The sequence below is a fragment of the Corallococcus exercitus genome (genome assembly GCF_003611585.1).
GTDB lineage: Bacteria > Myxococcota > Myxococcia > Myxococcales > Myxococcaceae > Corallococcus > Corallococcus exercitus.
Window position 1 is genome coordinate 1 of sequence record NZ_RAVW01000194.1, and the last position, 17,402, is coordinate 17,402.

Here is a 17,402-nt window from a genome sequence, read left to right on the forward strand (position 1 = left end):
ATAAGAGACAGCCCCAGGCCACGTCCGGCGCCCCGCCCCCCTTGCCGTCCACGCACGGCGCCGCCGCCGCCATGAGCTGCCCCGCGTCCAGGCCCAGGCCGCGCAGCGCCGCGCTCGCCGCCGTCACCAGCACCACCTTGTCGCCGCGCGTGGCGGTGAGCACCACGCCCACGCTGCCGGCCGCGCCCCGCAGGGCCTCCACCAGCGCCTTGAGGTGCGGCGCGGGCGCGTCGCCCAGGTGCGCGGCGACCAGCGCGGTGTCGCCCCAGCGCGTGGCGGACTCCAGCAGCTGCCGCGCGTGCTCCGCCGGGGTGGGGCCCTGGGGCTCGGCGGGCCTGGCGGGCTTGCGGCGCGCCTCGTGCTCCAGCTTCGTCAGCCGCTCGCGCAGCGCGACCACGCGCGACATGGGCTGGGGCCAGTTGTGCAGCGTCTGCGACAGCGGGGCCAGGGCCTGGAGCCGCGCATCGCCGGGGAGCCTGGCCGCCGCGTCCAGCGCCGCCTCCAGCGCGTCCAGCTGCTCGCGCACCTTGAGCGCCGCCTCCAGCGGCGTCTGCCCCAGGGGGGATGCCAGGGGCGTCTGGGGCGGGCCGAAGCCCACCACCGCGTCGCCGTCCACCTTGCGCAGCATGGCCACCGTGGGCGGCCGCACGGCGTCGTTGGCGTAGCGCTGGAGCGCGCGCCAGGCGAGGCGGCGCGGCGCGGCCAGGTGCTCCGTGTAGACGGCGCTCCAGCGGGGCACCGGCACGGAGCCGCGCATGCTCTTGAACGGATCCGCGCCCGGCCCCAGCTCGATGGTGAGGCCCACGTCCAGCGCGTCGTTCATCAGCTGGAACACCAGCCCCCGGTACAGCCCCAGCTCCTGCGGAAGCGCCAGGTCGTAGCCGAACAGCGGGGAGAAGAGGACGCCCTGGCTGACGTGGTGGGCATAGAAGCCGTCCACCCGCCCGTCCTTCACCGCCAGCTTGTAGGTGAGCAGGCCCTGGCGCAGCGTCCAGCGGTACCACTCCTGGGTGAACTGGAGGTTGGTGTGGTACTTGCCGCCGTTGAGCGCGCGGTAGAGCTCCTCCAGCCGGGGCTCGCAGTCCGGCACCTCGCGCCCGTCCACCACGCGGTAGCCGGACGCCTCCAGCAGCCGCGCGTCGCGCCGCCGGTTCTCCCGCACCTGCTTGCTGACCTCCTGCAGGGGCAGCGTCATGCGCGTGTGCGCCGCGTAGAGCAGCGCGTAGCCCCGCTCCACGAGCGTGTTGAGCAGCGGCGCGTAACCGGCCGGGTTGAGCGCGCAGAAGACGATGGCGTGGTGCGGGAACCGCTCCGACAGGAACGCGGTGATGCGGTCCACCTGCTCACTGGTGGGCTGCGAGTGGACGTTGCGCAGCACCAGCCAGTGGTCCACCAGCACCACCTTGTTGATGCCCGCCGCCTTGAGCAGCGCCCCCACCGTGTGCATGGCGCCGCGCATCACCGCCGCGCGCGCCGCGCCGAACGCCTCCGCCGTCACTCCCGTCATCTGCAACGTGATGTAGCGCGCGAAGGTGGAGTGCAGCGCGGAGTTGTCGTACTCCGTGTCATTGACGGCCAGCGGCAGGCGCAGATCCTCCAGCGCCAGCACCTGGAAGGTGGTCCGGTCGGTGACGTACGCCGTGCTGCCGTGTTTCACCAGCGGCACGATGAAGTCCCGGGCCATCCGGCCCTCGGGCGTGTCCGGCCAGGTGCACGAGTCGACAGTCTGCGCGTCGTAGAGATTCATGAATGAGTCACGATTGCGTGTATCTCAGAGCGAAGCAAGGTAGTCATACAGAGCGTGATTGACCCGGTCTTCATGACTGGAAAGGGATGAAGCCATGAACCGGATGTTCGCGGGTGCGCCGGGCGTTGGGGACGGCGCGGTGGGCCAGCCGGCGGCGCTGTCGTCGGCGGACGCGCGCGCGCGGCTGCGGCAGGCGGATCAGGCGATGTCGGATGCGAGCGCGAAGGCCGGCTCCGCGAAGGGCTTCGCGGACTTCCTGGCGGAGGACGCGGTGCTGCTGGTGGAGGGGGAGTACGCGCTGAAGGGAAGGCAGGCCATCCAGACGTGGCTGACCGCGCACCCGCTGGAGCAGGGCGGCACGCTGCGGTGGGAGCCGGTGCGCTGGGACGTAAGCGCGGACGGGACGCTGGGCTATTCGGTGGGCACCGCGACGGTGGACGCGGAAGGGGCGACGCAGCAGGCAGTGGGGCGCTACATCTCCGCGTGGAGGCTGCAGGCGGATGGCCAGTGGCGCGTGGCAGCCACGGTGCGCAACGCCGCCACGACGCCCATGACGCCGCCCGAGGGCTTCTCTCCGGCGAACACGGAGCCCGGGGCCGCGGCGCGCACGCTGTCGAAGGACGCGGTGCTGGAGGAGGCGATGGCGGCGGACCGTGCCTTCTCCGCGCAGTCCGTGCGGGAGGGCATGGGCAAGGCGTTCACGGCCTGGGCGGCGCAGGACGCGGTGCTGCTGACGGGCGACGCGGGCCTGTACGGCCAGGACTCCATCGCCAGGGTCTTCGCGCCGTTCACGCTGGAGCAGAACGGCCTGAGCTGGGAGCCGGTGCTGGGCGACGCGGCGGCGTCCGGGGACCTGGCGTACACGATGGGCCGCGCCATCGCGACGGGCAAGGACGCGCAGGGCCAGCCGCGGAAGGACTTCGTGAAGTACCTCACCGTGTGGCGCCGCCAGGCGGATGGCCCGTGGCGCTACGTCACCGACGGCGGCAACTCCAGCCCCGGCCCCCAGGGTCCCTGATACCTGGAGGCGCACGGCGTGCGCCAGCGCATCGTCACGTCCGAGGACGACTGGACGTACGCGGACGGCATGCTGCGCGTGGGGGATTTCCGGTGGACGTCGTCACGTACATCTCGTCTCCGTCCGCCTCCATCAAGGCCCCGAGCACCCCCAGGTGCTTCGGGGCCTTCTCATTCGGACGGGACCGCCCTACTGGCAGAGCAGCAGACCGTCTGCTTCCGGAAGATTCCCACCGGCGGACGGCGTTGAGCGGATCCTCGACCGCAAGCCCCTCCCCTTCGACCGCTGGCTCAATCAGAACGCCGAAGCCTTTCAGTGAGGGGTCATGGCCGGTCCAGGTAATGGAGGACCGTCCGGATGACTTCGCCCTTGGCGCGCTCCACCGTGAAGGGAGGGCGCGCCTGAGGCACGGCGTGGATCAGCGCCTCGACCAGGTGAGGCAGGACGAACAACATCCGGTCGCCCGCATGCGGACGGGACGTCCCGACCTCGGGCGATGGAATCACCCGCTCGAAGACCATCTGAAGGGCTTCCTTGAACCCGAGCGAGGAAGCCGGGACCGCGGCGGAGATCATCTCGTGGAGCTCAGGCTCTACGAGGTGGGCATCCGCCAGTCCTTCCACCAGGCAGGCCGCGAACTCGTCGATGGTGCTCGAGGCGCATTGCGCCACGGCACGTTCCATCCGGTGCTTCACATCCTCCACATGGCGCTCATGCAGGGCATTGAAGATGGCCTGCTTGTCCGGGAAGTATTGATACAGAGAGCCGATGCTGACCCCCGCCACCTCCGCGATGCGGTTGGTGGTGACCGCTCCGGCTCCGTGCCTCTTGAGCACCCTGGGGACGGCATCGAGGACGGCCTCCACCGTCTGCCGTGAGCGCTCCTGCCGCGGCTGGCGGCGGCCCTGCGTGCTCTCTTCGTTCTTCATCGGCGGACCTGTTCAGGGACGACCACGCCAGGGACAGCTCAAGCCACCGAACGGGACCTGGAACCAGGTCAATACTTGAAAGGACGATCTGGCGCCAATGGGAAGGATGAGGGCACTGCGCTGGCCCCGCCCTGTCAGTGGGAGGGGGCGCGCTTGAGCGCCACCTGGAGCTCGGTCGGCAGGTGGGTGGCGTCGGGGTTGCAACCGCCGCTGGCCGGCCGGGCTCCGAAGAACAGCTCATCCCCCACGACCTTCACGACGTCCTGCTCCCAGGGGCAGGTGTTGAAGGAGAAGACCGCCGAACAGCCGTTGGTGCTGGTGACGTCCTGCTCCTTGCCCACCGCCCACTTCTGGGTGCCGCACGTCCCGGGGGCCGCGGTGTTGAGGTACTGCGCGAAGCCGTCCGCCAGGGGCGTGATCTTCAGCGTCGAGAAGATGAAGTGCGCGGGCGACGCGCCCTGGGTCGCGCCCGCCGTGGTGACCGGCTGCGAGCGCACGACATACGGGCCGGTGATGACCACGCGGGACATCTTCTGGGCCTCGTTGCACGTGGCGTCCATGTAGAAGGTGATGACCGCCTTCGAGTCCGACTTGGAATACGTGAAGTCTCGCTTCACGTAGTACTTCTGGTCGCCCCCACCCGGCCGGACCTCGCACTGCGTGGACTTCCAGTGGCCCACGATGCTGGGGGGCTCGGCGGCGAAGGCCTGGGTGGCGAGGCACAGCGTGGCGATGGCGGCGAAAGAAAGACCCTTCATGGTGACTCCTGGGCTTGGGGACACGCGAAAGGTAGCCTCAGGATGTGATTGAACAGCCTGAAACGTCGTCACCCCCGCGATGAACAACCTTCACATCGACGTCCGCGACCTCAACCTCTTCGTCTTCCTGGATGCCGTCCTCTCCGAGGGCAGCAACCGCGCCGCCGCGACCCGGCTGGGCGTGAGCCAGTCCGCGGTGAGCCACGCGCTGGCCCGGCTGCGCCACCGGCTGGGAGACCCCCTGGTCATCCCCACGAACGGGCGCATGGTGCCCACGCCCCTCGCGGAGTCCCTGGCGCCCGTGCTCCGCTCGGCCCTGGAGCAGCTCCGGGGCGCGCTGCACGGTGCGCGCAGGTTCGACCCGGCAACGGCGCAGCGCACCTTCTGGCTGTCGTCGGCGGACCTGGCCGGCATGGTGGTGCTTCCCCCGCTGATGCGGGAGCTCACCCACGTGGCGTCGGGCGTGTCCGTGCGCGTGCGCGGCCCCGGCGAAGGGATGGAGGAGGCGCTGGAGCGGGGCACCCTGGACGTGGCGCTTGGCGTCTTCGGGGACATGCCCGCGGCCTTCCGCGTCCAGGCCCTCTTCCAGGAGCGGTTCATCTGCCTCGCCCGGGAGGGCCATCCCATCACGCGGGGGCGGATGACGCTCGGGCGCTACCTGGAGCACGGTCACATCAGCGTGTCGCCCCTGGGGAGGCCGGGCAGCATGGTGGACGACGCGCTCGCCCGCCTGGGCCGGTCCCGCGAGGTGCGGGTGGCGGTGCCGCACTTCTTCCTGGCCCTCTTCATGGTGGCGGAGACGGACCTGCTGCTCATCGCTCCGGAACGCATGTCGCTCCTGATGGCGCCCGCGTTCCGCTTGAAGCTGCTGCGTCCTCCCCTGGAGCTCGCGAACTTCACCGTGAGCCAGCTCTGGCACGAGCGCATGCAGCACGACCCCGCGCATGCGTGGCTGCGCAAGGCCATCGCGGACGCAAGCCGTCAGCCCGCGTCCACGACCTCCAGCCCCGGCTCCGCCCCTGCTTGAGGGAGCATTCCCTGAGACAGGGCAGTGCCCGGCGGAGCGCGCCCGCCGGGTGTCGCGTCAGGGTGCGGTGTCGGGCCCTTCGAGCGGCACCGCCGGCCCGGCGCGAGGTTGTCGCGACAGATGGCGGGGCCGGACGCGAAGACCGGCTCAACCCGAGGTGTCGGAGCAGTCCGTCAACCCAGAGAGGTTCGCGAAGGATTCTGGCATTGGACCGACGATACCGCGGCCACCCTCACCAGAACCGCCACGTCGCCTTGGAGTAGAGCCAGGCCTTGGGACTGCCCACGAGGGTCACGTCCGCGGAGTGCAGGAAGTCCCCGAAGCTCAGGGGCAGCATGTAGGAGTGCACGGGCCGGAGCCTGCGCGCCACGCGGTCTTGCTCGTTCTTGGCGGCCTTCGTGGCGTAGTTGTCGACGGTGAGGCCCTTCTGCCAATGCTCGAAGAGACGCTCGCGGATGCCGCGCACCGTCTCCTCTCCGGTGACCATCGCGCTGATCTCGCCGTCATACTCCATGCTGCGGTAGGTCCAGTTCGACGAACCGACGAAGGCGACCTGATCATCGAAGAGCGCCAGCTTGCTGTGGACGTAGGGCCACTGCGGCTTCTTCGCGTTCGCGGCGTTCCTCGGCAATACCTCACTGCCCGTTGCGTCCGTGCTGATCGGACCGTACATGACGGTCGGTGCTTCGAGTTCCGCGATGTCGTCGAAGCTGCATGACTTCGTCTGCCCCCCCTCGCTCCACGTGAAGGTCCCGTTCTCGGCACTCACGAACTTCGCGGTGGTCGGGTCCAACACCTGCTCGTCATCCTCCGTGGTGCCGAGCGCGATCTCACGGGTGGTGACGATGCGCACGCGGGTGAAGCGCGGAAGCGAGAGTTGGACGAACGTGTAGTACTCCATCGGCGACCAGGAGATGGGCGTGCTGTAGTACGGGTTCTTCGGGTGGGTCACGAGCACGATGACCTTGAGGTCCTTCTTCTCCGCCATCCGCTTGGAGAGCGCCGCCACGAGCGCGGGGTCCGTCAACGCGTAGTTCTCCAGGTAGATGTACTTCGTCGCGACCTTGATCCTTTCGATGACGAGGTCGCGGATGTCGTTCTCCCGTGTGTACGGCTCACCATTCGTCGTGGCGATGGTGACCCCCGTATTCCAACCGTCACTCAGCCGCTGCGCGGTCTGCTTCTTGGAGCCGTGACGGGTGAAGCCCTGGTCCTCGAGCCTGGCAGGGAGCGTGTCGCCGCCGTACCAGTACTGCTTGTTCCAGCGCCGCAGCCACTCGGTCTGGACGGCATGAGCGGCGGGGCCCTCGATGAGGACCGCCGTGTCGTGCCAGCGCTCGCCGACCAGGCCGTGGTCGGTCTTGGCCGAATAGGACTCGTTGATGTTGAAGCCCCCGAGCAACGCCTCGAGCCTTCCGGCATGGGAGCAGACGACGAACTTCTGGTGATTCGACGCGGTGAGGCCGTGCTGCGCGAGCCAGTTCGGACTGTAGGACTCGGCGTAGACCTGCATGTTGGGCGTCGAGCGCGCCCGGAACGACAGCGCCTCCGAGAAGACGCGGGCGCCTCCGCCAAAGCGCAGGAGCCCGGAGTCGAGCGGCTCGTAGCGGATCAGTCCCGTCAGGCTCCCTGCCCAGCGCAACCAGTTGTAGGGAACACTGATGAGCTTGCGAGGCCACTCCACCGGATTGGCGCCGTTCCAGAGAACGAACTTGACCGGATGCCCCCGCTGCGTGAGCGAGGTGATGGCATTGATGAAGGTGCGGCCCGCGACCCGCGTCGACCTGCCGCCCTGCTGGACGGTCACGGCTGGCAGCTGCGTGTCTGGCTTGCAAAGCCACATCGCCACGAGCACGTACGTCAGCGGGTCGGGATCGAGGAGTTCCATCCGACAGAGCTGACGGTGCAGCTCCTCGAAGAACTCTTCATCCAACAGGAAACGGACCCTGTTGCCTTTCGTGGCGTTTCGCATGGTTCACCGAGTAGAGGCCCGCACTTCACCCTGAGTCAACACTTGAACATTGACGGTAATTGACGCACTCCAACGCCCTGCCCTACTCGCGCCGGATCTCGTCCTCGTGCCCCGCCACGCCCACGGGCGGCCGGCGCAGCACCACGGGCTGGGCGAGCCCAGGCAGGAAGCTCAGGTTGGAGGGAACGTTGTTCCCCTCCGCCAGCGTCGCGGCCGCGTGACAGGACACGCACGAGCCCGTGTTGAAGGGGGGCTTGGGGACGTCGGGTCGCGCGGCTGGGAAGCCATTGGCACGTTGTCGACATGCTCGAAGGTGGTCCAGAACCACTCGGGCTTCAGCGCGTTCTGGGTGACCGGGTTCTTCTGGATGAGGTGCATGGCGACGAGCCCCAGGTCGACGGTGGGCACCACGTCACGCGGAGGAGTGCGTTCCCGCCGCAAGCCCTTGCGTCCGCGCGAGACGCGGAGAGGCCACGGTGCGTGACAGGTCCAGCCCCCCGGGATAGGGTTCCGGAGCGAGCTGTCGGGCCGGCGAACCGCGAGGAAGCCATGAGCGATTTCCCCCCGAAGCCCGATGTGTCGTCCCCTTCCCTGCCATTGGAGTCCGCCCCTCCGGAGCGCCGCCGGGGCCGCGTGCTGCTGGCCGCCACCGCCGCGAGCGCGGCCTTCACGATGGTCGCGTGCGGCTTGGGCATGACGACCAATCCCGCGCCGTGCGTCTATGACGGTGGCCTGGCTGACGATGATTGCGACCCGTCCAATGGCACCAACGATTCCCGGAGGGACGCGGGCACCGACGCCGGGACGGATGCAGGCGTTCTCCAGAACCCTTGAAGGAGGCGTCCGGCATGACCACCGAGGCGCTCTTCGAACTGGACCTGACGGACGGCCCCGCGCTGACGCTGCATGAGCGCGCTTCGGGCCACCTGGCGGAACGCTATCCGTGGGACTCGCTGGAGCCGTCGCGCTACCCGGCGGCACTCCTGGAGCGGGCGCGGTACTCGTGGACGCTGCGGGCGCTCAACGAGTTTGGCAGCGCGACGGTGATGGGGCAGCTGGTCCAGGTGATGGGCGAGGCGCGCGTGCCCCTGGACCTGTGGAGCCTGGCCGCGCGCTTCCCCGCGGAGGAGATCCACCACGTGGAGCTCTGCGCGCGGATGGCGATGCGGCTGGGGGGCGGCACCCGGCTGTCCTATTCGCCGGGGGCCTTCGCCGTGGCGTTCGACCCGTCGCTCACCTACCTCCAGCGCGCCAGCGAGCTCATCGTGCGGGTGTGCTGCGTGGGGGAGACGCTCTCCTTCGCGCTCCTGTCCGGCTGCCTCCGGGCGACGTCCCACCCGCTGACGCGCGCGGTGCTCACGACGCTGGTCCAGGAGGAGGCCCTGCACGGACGGCTGGGCTACCTGTACCTGGACTGGCTGGCCCCGGACCTGGACGCCGCGGAGAAGGACCGGCTGGGGCGCGTGGCTCGCGAGGCCCTGGATGCACAGGCCCCGCTCTGGGAGAAGCTTCGCAGCAGCACGAAGGATGGCGTCACGAGCGAGGGCTTCCTGCTGGAGCACGTGACGGAGCTGGGCTGGATGGAGTCCCGGGACTACGTCACGGTGAGCCAGGAGACGGCGGAGACACAGGTGCGGGCACCGCTTTCGCGCCACGGCATCCGCGTCCCCTGAGGCCCCGGGGGGCGCTCCTGCGCCGTGCCCCGGGTGGTGTAGGCTCAGGCCCCGCCGCACTCCTCCTGGACGGTCCTCCTTGGAAATCCTTCTTGCTCCCGCCCAGCGCATCGACCTGGGCAAGCGCGCCGGTGTCACGGGCGGGCTGTTGGGCGTGCTCTGCGTCATCGCGGAGTTCTGCTTCCTGTTCCCCCACGTGCTCGTGTCCAACGACGGCCGGGCCTTCTACGTGGAGCACCTGGAGGTCTTTCGCGGCATCCTCCAGGTGTCCATCGTCGTCACCTTCCTGCTGGGCACCTTCAGCGTGCTGACCCTGCGCTCCAAGGCGCACGGCGGCATCGCCATGGCGCTAGCGATGGTGGCGCTGCTCCTGGGCGGCAGCGAGGCGGAGCCCCTGACCCACACGCAGCGCGCGATGAGCGCGGGCCTGGACTTCTTCGCGTTGGACCTGCTGGTGCTCGGGATGGTGTTCATCCCCATGGAGCGGCTGTGGGGGCTGAACGAGCAGAAGATCTTCCGCGCCGGCTGGCAGACCGACCTCAAGCACTTCTTCGTCAGCCACGTGGGCGTGCAGCTCATCTCCTTCGCGGTGCTCATCCCCGTGCAGGTGTTCCTGTCCTGGGCCGTGAAGCTGGACTTCCAGGCGCACGTGGCCGCGCAGCCCATCTGGCTGCAGTTCTTTGAAATCCTGCTGGTCATCGACTTGGTGAGCTACTGGGTGCACCGGGCCTTCCACACCTTCGGGTGGATGTGGAACTTCCACGCCATCCACCACTCGCCGCTGCAGATGGACTGGCTGGCCAGCTCGCGCAGCCACCTGGTGGACACCCTGGTCAACCGCTTCGCGGGCTTCGTGCCGGTGTTCCTGCTGGGCTTCCACCCGTCCGCCATCTACGGCTACCTCGTCTTCGTGTCCTTCCACGCGGTGTACATCCACGCCAACGTCAACCACCGCTGGCCGTACCTGCGCTGGATCTTCGCGACGCCGGAGTTCCACCACTGGCACCACACGTCGGACGACGAAGGCATCGACAAGAACTTCGCCGTCTTCCTGTCGTTCATCGACGTCATCTTCGGCACCGCCTACATGCCGGCCCACTGGCCCTCGAAGTATGGGACCACGAAGTTCCAGCCGCCGGAGACCTACCTTGGGCAGCTGGCGTACCCGTTCCAGCGCCACAAGCAGACGCCCTACGGATAGGCCCTCGCGCTTTCTCAGGGACGGGCGCCGTCGCCAGCCATTGAGCGACGGCGTCTCGGGGTCCCAAGCCCCGGGCTCAGTTCAACGGGGTGTCGTCCGCCGCGTCCGCTCCAGCGACGAAGGTCCGTGAGGCTGCCGCGTGCTGACGGGACACCGTGCGTGCCGGCAGGACGCGGCGGCCCTCGTGGCTGGCGCGACCGGCCCGGTGCGCCGGGGGAATGCAGGGGCGCTGATGGCGCTGGCATGGACATTGGAAGGTGTCGGGGCACCACTGCCTTCACTGCCCCGGAGAACGCTGATGAACCCGCTGTCGCCTGGCGACCTGGTCGACCCTTCCCGCTGGATGTCGACCCTCGCGAGACAGAACCCCGTCATCCGGCTGAAGGAGCTGTCCATCCCCGGGACGCACGACTCGTGCAGTCGCCTGGGCTTCTGCAAGCCCATCTCCACCACGCAGTACGCCACGCTCGAGCAGCAGCTGGACGCGGGAATCCGCTTCCTCGACGTTCGCATCAAGGTCGACGACGCAGGAGGCACGAAGGGGTTGAAGGTCGTGCACGGGATGGAGGACGTGGGGGATTATTATGGCTCCCAGACAGGGAGGCTGTCGTTCGAGACCGTCCTGACGCGCATCCATGGCTGGATGAATCAGCCCGAGCACCGCGATGAGTGCGTCATCATCAAGGTGGTGGATTGCGACACCCAGGACCTCAACGCCGAGCGCGCGGGCTACGACACGCATACCCGTGTCCACGACATCTGGAAGCGTGTGGAGGCCGGGAGCCCGGGGAAGAAGAGCCTGGACTTCAACACCCAGCACTCCACGGCGGAGTTCCTGGAGATGACCCTGCATCAGGCGAAGGGCCGGCTGCTGTTGTGGCGCGTCTTCAAGGACCCGGAGGTCCTCCAGGGAACGCGCAAGGCATTCGGCCTGGACCTGTATGCGCTGAAGAATGAAGCACGCTACGACAACAATCCGTATTTCGACGTCCATTCGCCCGCGCCCGGAGGAAGGGCGCAGTGGGTGTCACTGCGTGGGCAGTCGCTGTACACCTGGAAGTTCAAGGGTCCCCAGCAGACGCTCACCTATGCCGACAAGATGAACGCGGTGGTGCACCGGCTTTACGACGCCTGGTGTGGCCACACCGAAGGGGTCTCGAAGCGGACGGAGGACTCCTACTGCCTCAACGAGCTGAACATCGCGGCGATCTATCAGTCGTCAGGGGACCGTCAGGACGTGGAAGTCGAGCGGTACTATCCCGTCACCAACGCGACCTCCATCCACCCGCTCATGGGGGAGTTGCTGGAGCAGATGCTGGCGCCCCAGCCCACTTTGCCGACGCTCAGCCACAAGGGGGCGCGGGGGAATGGCAGCGTGGGAATCATCCTGTTCGACTGGGCGGACGATCCCACCGGCGCGCTCCGCGACTTCGAGAAGACGCGGCACTTCAACGAGCCGCTGTACAAGAAGGTGATTGCCTTCAACTTCCAGCCGTCGAAGGTGTTCGACCGCGACAGCCACGGCGTGGATTCCATCCGCTACCAGTTCCTGGACGCCGCCCCACATGCGGAATTGCAGTACCAGAACGGCCACGGTTGGCACCGGGCTCCGCCGCCTCCCAGCGCGGGCTTCGAGATCAGCACCCTCACGGCCTGACCCGCGGCGGTGCCGCTTTGACGGCTTCGCCTTGCAAGGCTACCGTTTTCAGGCTGCGGCCCGTGCGGCGGTATTCCGAACGGGCATCAGCCCATCCAGGAGGTTGTCATGATTCGCTTCGCGAAAAATGTGGGACAGACGTTGCTCGCCGTCGTCGCGGCCACTGCCGTGTCATTCACCGCCACGCAGGCCTTCTCCACGCCGGCTCCCCAGGGGCCTCAGGCGTATACCTGTGATGCCTGCATCCAGTCCTGCATCGAGATGGGTTTCTCGAATGGTTTCTGTCCCAGCAGGAACGAGTGCGCCTGCTATTGAGTTTGCCCCAGGGGTTTCCCATGAAGGTTTCTCTCGCGGCGATGATGATGTGGGTCGGACTTTCCCTCCTGGGGTGCGGAGGCCCGGCCGTTGAAGACACGATGTCCCCCGAGGCCGAAGCGCGGACGGTGTCTCAGCTTGGTACCTGTACGGCGACCTGCGCCGGGGGAACCACGGTCTCCTGTACGGGCGCCACCTGCTCGTCGACCGACAACCAGGGCGTGACGTGCGACGGGGTGTTGACGGCGTGTCCGTCAGCGTGCGGCGGACTGCCGTCGTGCAGCCTGTACGTGAACCAGCGGTGCACGACCCCGAACGCGACGAAGGACTGCTGCAACGCCACGAGCCACCAGCCGAACACCCTGCTGTGCTCGGGCTCGGCGAGCACGGGCTACCGCTGGCTCAATTTCTAGCGCCGCCACGCGCCTGGAGAAGGCCCCGCTCGGTGAAGCGGGGGCTTCGCCTCGGCTCGCCCCAGTACTCCGGGCTCAGGGGGCGGAGTAGTGCACCGGCGGCGACTCGCCTGGGAAGGTGGGGATCCGCTCCACGAGCTGCTCGTCCACGAAGCACCAGGCCCAGTCCTCCCCAGGCTCGAACGACTTGATGACCGGGTGGGAGCTGGCGTGGAAGTGCCGGGTCGCGTGGCGTGACGGCGAGTCGTCACAGCAGCCCACGTGCCCGCAGGTCAGACACATCCTGAGGTGGACCCAGTCCCCTCCGTCCTTCAGACACTCCATGCATCCGTGGCCGCTGGGGTGGACGGGAGCCTTCCGGTGATGCTCGGTCACTTCCAGGTGGGAACATGGCTTCTTCATGGCTGGCGCTCCGTGTTGGGGCATCCGTCCGAGGGCGCCCTGGTGTCGAACATGGGGACGTGAGGGGGCCTATCGCAACGCGCGCGGAGGCCCCTGCGTGTTGTCGCGTCGGGACGCGGTGGCGGTGGCCAGGCAGGCATGCAGCTGCCCCACCACGGCCGAGCCCTCGCCGATCGCCGCGCCCACCCGCTTGACGGAGTCCGCGCGCGCATCGCCGATGGCGAACACGCCGGGCAGGGTCGTCTCCAACGCGAAGGGTGCCCGCCCGGCGGCCGCCCAGGCTTGCGCATGGAGCGGCTCCTCGCCGGGCGCCACACCCGTGCGCACGAAGCCCTTCGCGTCCAGCGCGATGCCGCAGCCCGCGAGCCACTCCGTGGCCGGATCCGCCCCGATGAAGAGGAAGAGGTGGCGCACCTCGTGCTCCTCCTCCCGCCCGCTGGGCAGGTGCCGCCAGCGCACGCACCGCAGGCCGCGCTCGTCCGAGCCCGCCAGCGCCACCACCTCCGTCTCCAGCATCAGCTCGATGCGAGGGGACGCGGTCAGGCGCTCGACGAGGTAGCTGGACATGCTCGCGGCGAGCTCCGGGCCGCGCACGAGCACGCGGACCCGACGCGCGTGGTTCGCGAGGAACACGGCCGCCTGGCCCGCGGAGTTGCCACCGCCGACGAGCACGACCTCCTCGCCGTCGCACATGCGCGCCTCGATGGGGCTGGCCCAGTAGAAGACCCCACGGCCCTCGAACTGGGCGAGGTTCGCGAGCGCGGGGCGGCGGTAGCGTGCGCCGCTGGCCACCACCACGGTCCGCGTGAGCACCTTGCGCCCGTCGGTCAGCTCGAGCGCGAGCGGCGCGTCCGGGTCCGCGCAGCGCAGGGAGGCGACCTCCGCCGGGATGGCCATCTCCACGCCGAACTTCTGCGCCTGCACGTAGGCGCGCGCGGTGAGCGCCTGACCGGTGATGCCCGTGGGAAACCCCAGGTAGTTCTCGATGCGCGCGCTCGCGCCCGCCTGTCCCCCGAAGGCCCGTTGATCCAGGACGAGCACCCGCAGCCCCTCCGAGGCCGCGTACACGGCGGTGGCGAGCCCCGCGGGCCCCGCCCCCACCACGGCGACGTCGTAGCGCGTCTCGAAGGCCCCCTCCGGGAGCAGGCCGAGCGCTCGGGCCAGGGTGCTCTCCAAGGGGTTCTTCAAGACCGAGCCATCGGGGCACACCACGAGCGGGAACTCCTCCGCGCGTGGCGCATAGCGCTCGATGAGCGAGGCCGCCTCGCCGCCCTGCTCCGGGTCCAGCGCGAGGTACGGGTGGCCATTGCGGGTGAGGAAGCCCTCCAGGCGAACCCTGCCCGCGCCCTCGGGAGGACCCACCAGGACGGGGCCACCGGCCCCTGTCTCGAGCAGGCCCACGCGGCGCAGGATGAGGGCGCGCATGATGCGCTCGCCGAGGTCCGCCTCCGCCACCATCAGCGCGCGCAGCCGGTGCGGAGGGATGATCAGCACCTCCACGTCCCCCACCGCCTGCGCGTCGACGAGCGAGGGGCGGCCGGAGAGCTGGGCCACCTCCCCCAGGAACTGTCCCGGGCCCTCCTCCACGATGGGAATCGAGTGCCCCAGGCCATCGCGCCGGGAGATGGCCACGCGGCCCCGGGCGACCACGAACATCCCAGGGCCCGGTTGCCCGGCCGCGACGAGGCACTCCCCATCCCGGAAGTGCCGGACCTCACCGAAGCGCTGCATGCGCTCGAGGTCCCGGGCGTCCAGGACGGGGAACATCTGGGAGCGGCGCGACTCGAGGTCCGGGGGCAAGGGAGGGGGCATCATGACCGTGCCCCTAGCATGGGCACGGGACGCCCCGGCGACATGAACACGGGCAGCGGGCACCATCCGGGCACGGCGGAGCCGCTACGGGACGAGGGACTCCAGGGAGTGGATGGCCTCGAAGAGGACCGCGCGGAACTCAGGGTCCTCGTCCTCGTCGTCGCAGGCCTCCCGGAGCTCCACGAGCACAGGCAGCAACGAGACGTCCTCCAGCGCCTGGGCCGCCTCCACGTCCAGGGTGGTCACCACGCCATCCTCCAGCACGCGCCGCAGGGGCTCCAGGGCGCGCGCGTCCTTGCGCAAGGCCAGGCCCAGGAGCGCCTCCCCGCGAATCTTCGGGTGGTCTTCGGAGATCCGCTCCACCAGCGCCTCGCGCAGCTCCGGCGTGTCCACCTCCCGCGCCTGGGAGCCGAGCGTGAACGTGGCCCACTCGCGCACGACCTCGTCGAAGTCACGGGAGAGCTGGATCAACACCTGGAGCGCCTGGGCATCCCGGTGCTGCGACAACCCCATGACGACGCCGAAGCGGACGTGGGCGTCCGGGTGGTCCTTCAGGGGAACGAGCGCGGGCACCGCGCGCGGATCTCCCAGGTGGCCCAGGGCGGCGGCCATCGCCTCCAGCACGGCGGCGTCCTGCTCCTTCGCCAGCGCGGGCAGGAGGACGTCCGTGAAGCGGGCGACGAGCTCCGGGCCCCGGTGCTGGAAATCCAACTGTGCGAGGACGTTCGCGCCGCGTCCCCGCTCCTTGGGCGACGGGGACTGGAGCCAGGCGGCGGCCCGCTGGAAGACGTCCTCGCCGCCCCGGCGGTGCAGCTGCCAGATGGCGCGCCACGCGCCCGGGTCCTCCTCATCGCCCTGGAGCGTCCGGGCGAACAGCTCGTCGGTGGAGAGGCCGGCTTCGGGCGGGAAGTCCATGCCGGACAGCGTAGCGCCAGACGCCCTGCCCTTCAGCGTCCAGCCACGCGCTCAAACTCCGGCATGCCGAAGTGGAGGCTCAGGGCGCGGCAGCCGGCGTCGGGCGTGGCAGCGTCCGGAGGCGCCCAGGCCCCGAGCGCGTGGTAGAGCCGCCCCTCGCGCCGCTCCAGGTAGAGGATCATGTTGAGCGGCCAGCCGGCGCCCTGGAACAGGTGCCGGTCCATGGGCGTGGGCTCCTGGCTCACCCGCAGACTCCGCTCGTGGGGCGGGCCGATGCGGTGCCAGTCCGGGTGCAGGTGGATGGAGCCGAGCACCTCCAGCCCCTCGGCCTCCGCCTCCGCGGTGATGCGCAACAGCTCCCGGGGTTCGCACCAGTAGCCGCGCCGTCCATTGGCGTAGCAGGCCCCGAAGCGCGGGATGATGGCGGCGTCGAACTCCTGGAGCACGGCCTCGTCCGTCTCACGGATGTTGGTGGCGAAGCGGACGCGCTCCACCCGCATCCCGTCGTCGACGAAGCGCCCCAGCAGCACGGCCCAGCTCCGGGGCGGCAGCTCCGGGGTGCAGGCCGCGTATTCGCGCTGGGCGTCCGCGAGGAAGTCCGCCAGCACGCCCGGGTCCAGCAGCACGAGCCGCGGACTCATTCCTGGCGCTCCGGCGTGGGGGCGCGGAGGCGGCCCTCGGCGCGGTCCTCGCGAAGCTGGGTGATGAGGCCCCGGGCGACGCGCTCCTCGAAGGCGGCGGTGGTCTCCGGCGTCCAGGTGTAGAAGCCCTGCCCCGTCTTCAGTCCCAGCTCCCCCTGCTCCACCTTCCGCGCGAGCACCGGGGGCACCGGGCGCCCGGCGTTGCGCATGACGTTGGTGACCAGGTCCACCCCCGCGAGGTCCAGCCGGTCGAAGACGCCGGACACGCCCAGGCGCCTTCCGATGCCCTGGGTGAGCACGCGGTCCACCATCTCCGGCGTGGCGACGCCTTCCTGCACCAGCCGGATTCCCTCACCGATGAGCGCCTGGAGCAGCCGGGGACCCACGGAGCCCGGCACGTCCTTCGCGAACACCACCGGCGTCTTGCCCACCTCCTCGAGCAGCTGGCGCACGGCCTCCACGACATCGGGGGAGGTCCGCTCTCCGGGGATGACGTCCACCAGGGGAACCAGGTGCGCCGGCAGGTAGTAGTGCGCGCTGAGGACGCGCTCGGGCCGGGTGCAGTCCCGGGCCAGCGCCGTCACGCTCAGCGCGGTGGTGTTGGACGCAAGCACGGTGTCCGGCGCCGCGAGCCCGTCCAGTTGACGGAAGACCTCCTGCTTGAGCGCGAGATCCTCGGGCACGGATTCGAGGATGAGGTCCTGATCCCTGGCGGCCTCCGCGAGCACCGTGGTGCGACGGATGCGCCCGAGCGCCGCGTCCCGTTGCGCCGCGGTCAGCAAGCCTGTCTCCACCAGAAGGGCCGCGTCGCGCTCCAGCTTCGCCCTCGCGCGCTCACTGCTGTCCGGACGCGTGTTGTAGAGCACCACCCGCCTGCCGGCGATGGCGAGCTCGAGTGCGATGCCGCACCCCATGGCTCCCC

General features: G+C 69.5%; 17 protein-coding genes and 1 pseudogene. 7 read left to right on the top strand and 11 right to left on the bottom strand.

The window, feature by feature from the left end; all coding sequences use genetic code 11:
- Nucleotides 1-1,747 (bottom strand): annotated as a pseudogene (locus D7W79_RS23000) (GNAT family N-acetyltransferase); the annotation flags it as partial.
- A gap of 94 nt (nucleotides 1,748-1,841) precedes the next feature.
- Between D7W79_RS23000 and D7W79_RS23005 the strand changes: the two are divergent.
- Nucleotides 1,842-2,765 (top strand): YybH family protein, encoded by a 924-nt coding sequence (locus D7W79_RS23005; RefSeq protein ID WP_120527538.1) that lies wholly within the window; start codon nucleotides 1,842-1,844, stop codon nucleotides 2,763-2,765.
- Between the two features lie 323 nt (nucleotides 2,766-3,088).
- On the opposite strand, the gene D7W79_RS23010 is transcribed toward D7W79_RS23005, so the two are convergent.
- Nucleotides 3,089-3,694, bottom strand: a complete 606-nt coding sequence (locus tag D7W79_RS23010) for a TetR/AcrR family transcriptional regulator (RefSeq protein WP_120527539.1) — start codon at nucleotides 3,692-3,694, stop codon at nucleotides 3,089-3,091.
- 134 nt (nucleotides 3,695-3,828) lie between these two features.
- Nucleotides 3,829-4,452 (bottom strand): hypothetical protein, encoded by a 624-nt coding sequence (locus D7W79_RS23015; protein ID WP_120527540.1) that lies wholly within the window; start codon nucleotides 4,450-4,452, stop codon nucleotides 3,829-3,831.
- A 79-nt stretch (nucleotides 4,453-4,531) separates the two neighbouring features.
- Between D7W79_RS23015 and D7W79_RS23020 the strand changes: the two genes are divergently transcribed.
- A complete protein-coding gene (locus D7W79_RS23020) occupies nucleotides 4,532-5,479 on the top strand; it encodes a LysR family transcriptional regulator (protein ID WP_120527541.1) in 948 nt (315 codons plus the stop codon).
- 232 nt (nucleotides 5,480-5,711) lie between these two features.
- Here the strand turns inward: D7W79_RS23020 and D7W79_RS23025 are convergent, their stop codons facing one another.
- A complete protein-coding gene (locus D7W79_RS23025) occupies nucleotides 5,712-7,451 on the bottom strand; it encodes a phospholipase D-like domain-containing protein (protein ID WP_120527542.1) in 1,740 nt (579 codons plus the stop codon).
- An 82-nt stretch (nucleotides 7,452-7,533) separates the two neighbouring features.
- Nucleotides 7,534-7,680: a hypothetical protein gene (locus D7W79_RS43760; RefSeq protein ID WP_158617022.1), complete on the bottom strand. Its 147-nt coding sequence runs from the start codon at nucleotides 7,678-7,680 to the stop codon at nucleotides 7,534-7,536.
- 320 nt (nucleotides 7,681-8,000) lie between these two features.
- Between D7W79_RS43760 and D7W79_RS23030 the strand changes: the two genes are divergently transcribed.
- The 5 genes from D7W79_RS23030 to D7W79_RS23050 all read left to right on the top strand — a co-directional run bounded on the left by D7W79_RS23030 (nucleotide 8,001) and on the right by D7W79_RS23050 (nucleotide 12,297).
- On the top strand, nucleotides 8,001-8,285 hold the full coding sequence (locus D7W79_RS23030) for a hypothetical protein (protein WP_120527543.1): 285 nt from the start codon (nucleotides 8,001-8,003) through the stop codon (nucleotides 8,283-8,285).
- A 14-nt stretch (nucleotides 8,286-8,299) separates the two neighbouring features.
- Nucleotides 8,300-9,124 (top strand): ferritin family protein, encoded by an 825-nt coding sequence (locus D7W79_RS23035; protein WP_120527544.1) that lies wholly within the window; start codon nucleotides 8,300-8,302, stop codon nucleotides 9,122-9,124.
- A gap of 79 nt (nucleotides 9,125-9,203) precedes the next feature.
- On the top strand, nucleotides 9,204-10,325 hold the full coding sequence (locus tag D7W79_RS23040; protein WP_120527545.1) for a sterol desaturase family protein: 1,122 nt from the start codon (nucleotides 9,204-9,206) through the stop codon (nucleotides 10,323-10,325).
- Between the two features lie 343 nt (nucleotides 10,326-10,668).
- Nucleotides 10,669-11,982 (top strand): PI-PLC domain-containing protein, encoded by a 1,314-nt coding sequence (locus D7W79_RS23045; protein WP_208729811.1) that lies wholly within the window; start codon nucleotides 10,669-10,671, stop codon nucleotides 11,980-11,982.
- 108 nt (nucleotides 11,983-12,090) lie between these two features.
- The gene (locus tag D7W79_RS23050) at nucleotides 12,091-12,297 is read left to right on the top strand and encodes a hypothetical protein (protein ID WP_120527547.1); all 207 of its coding nucleotides are present in this window, start codon (nucleotides 12,091-12,093) and stop codon (nucleotides 12,295-12,297) included.
- A 133-nt stretch (nucleotides 12,298-12,430) separates the two neighbouring features.
- Here D7W79_RS23050 and D7W79_RS43765 read toward each other — a convergent pair whose 3' ends face one another.
- The 6 genes from D7W79_RS43765 to D7W79_RS23080 all read right to left on the bottom strand — a co-directional run.
- Nucleotides 12,431-12,685 carry a hypothetical protein gene (locus D7W79_RS43765; RefSeq protein WP_158617023.1) on the bottom strand — a complete coding sequence of 85 codons (255 nt, stop codon included), beginning with the start codon at nucleotides 12,683-12,685 and terminating at the stop codon, nucleotides 12,431-12,433.
- Between the two features lie 100 nt (nucleotides 12,686-12,785).
- The gene (locus D7W79_RS23060; protein ID WP_439099222.1) at nucleotides 12,786-13,136 is read right to left on the bottom strand and encodes a UBP-type zinc finger domain-containing protein; all 351 of its coding nucleotides are present in this window, start codon (nucleotides 13,134-13,136) and stop codon (nucleotides 12,786-12,788) included.
- A 45-nt stretch (nucleotides 13,137-13,181) separates the two neighbouring features.
- Nucleotides 13,182-14,927: an FAD-dependent oxidoreductase gene (locus tag D7W79_RS45805; protein ID WP_120527549.1), complete on the bottom strand. Its 1,746-nt coding sequence runs from the start codon at nucleotides 14,925-14,927 to the stop codon at nucleotides 13,182-13,184.
- 81 nt (nucleotides 14,928-15,008) lie between these two features.
- Nucleotides 15,009-15,839, bottom strand: coding sequence for a HEAT repeat domain-containing protein (locus tag D7W79_RS45810; protein ID WP_120527550.1), 831 nt, complete (start codon nucleotides 15,837-15,839; stop codon nucleotides 15,009-15,011).
- A 32-nt stretch (nucleotides 15,840-15,871) separates the two neighbouring features.
- Nucleotides 15,872-16,480 (bottom strand): MPN domain-containing protein, encoded by a 609-nt coding sequence (locus D7W79_RS23075; RefSeq protein ID WP_120527551.1) that lies wholly within the window; start codon nucleotides 16,478-16,480, stop codon nucleotides 15,872-15,874.
- Nucleotides 16,477-17,402 (bottom strand): 3-hydroxyacyl-CoA dehydrogenase family protein (locus tag D7W79_RS23080; RefSeq protein ID WP_147442016.1); only part of this gene is annotated, 926 nt, incomplete at its 5' end. The genes D7W79_RS23080 and D7W79_RS23075, both read right to left, overlap by 4 nt.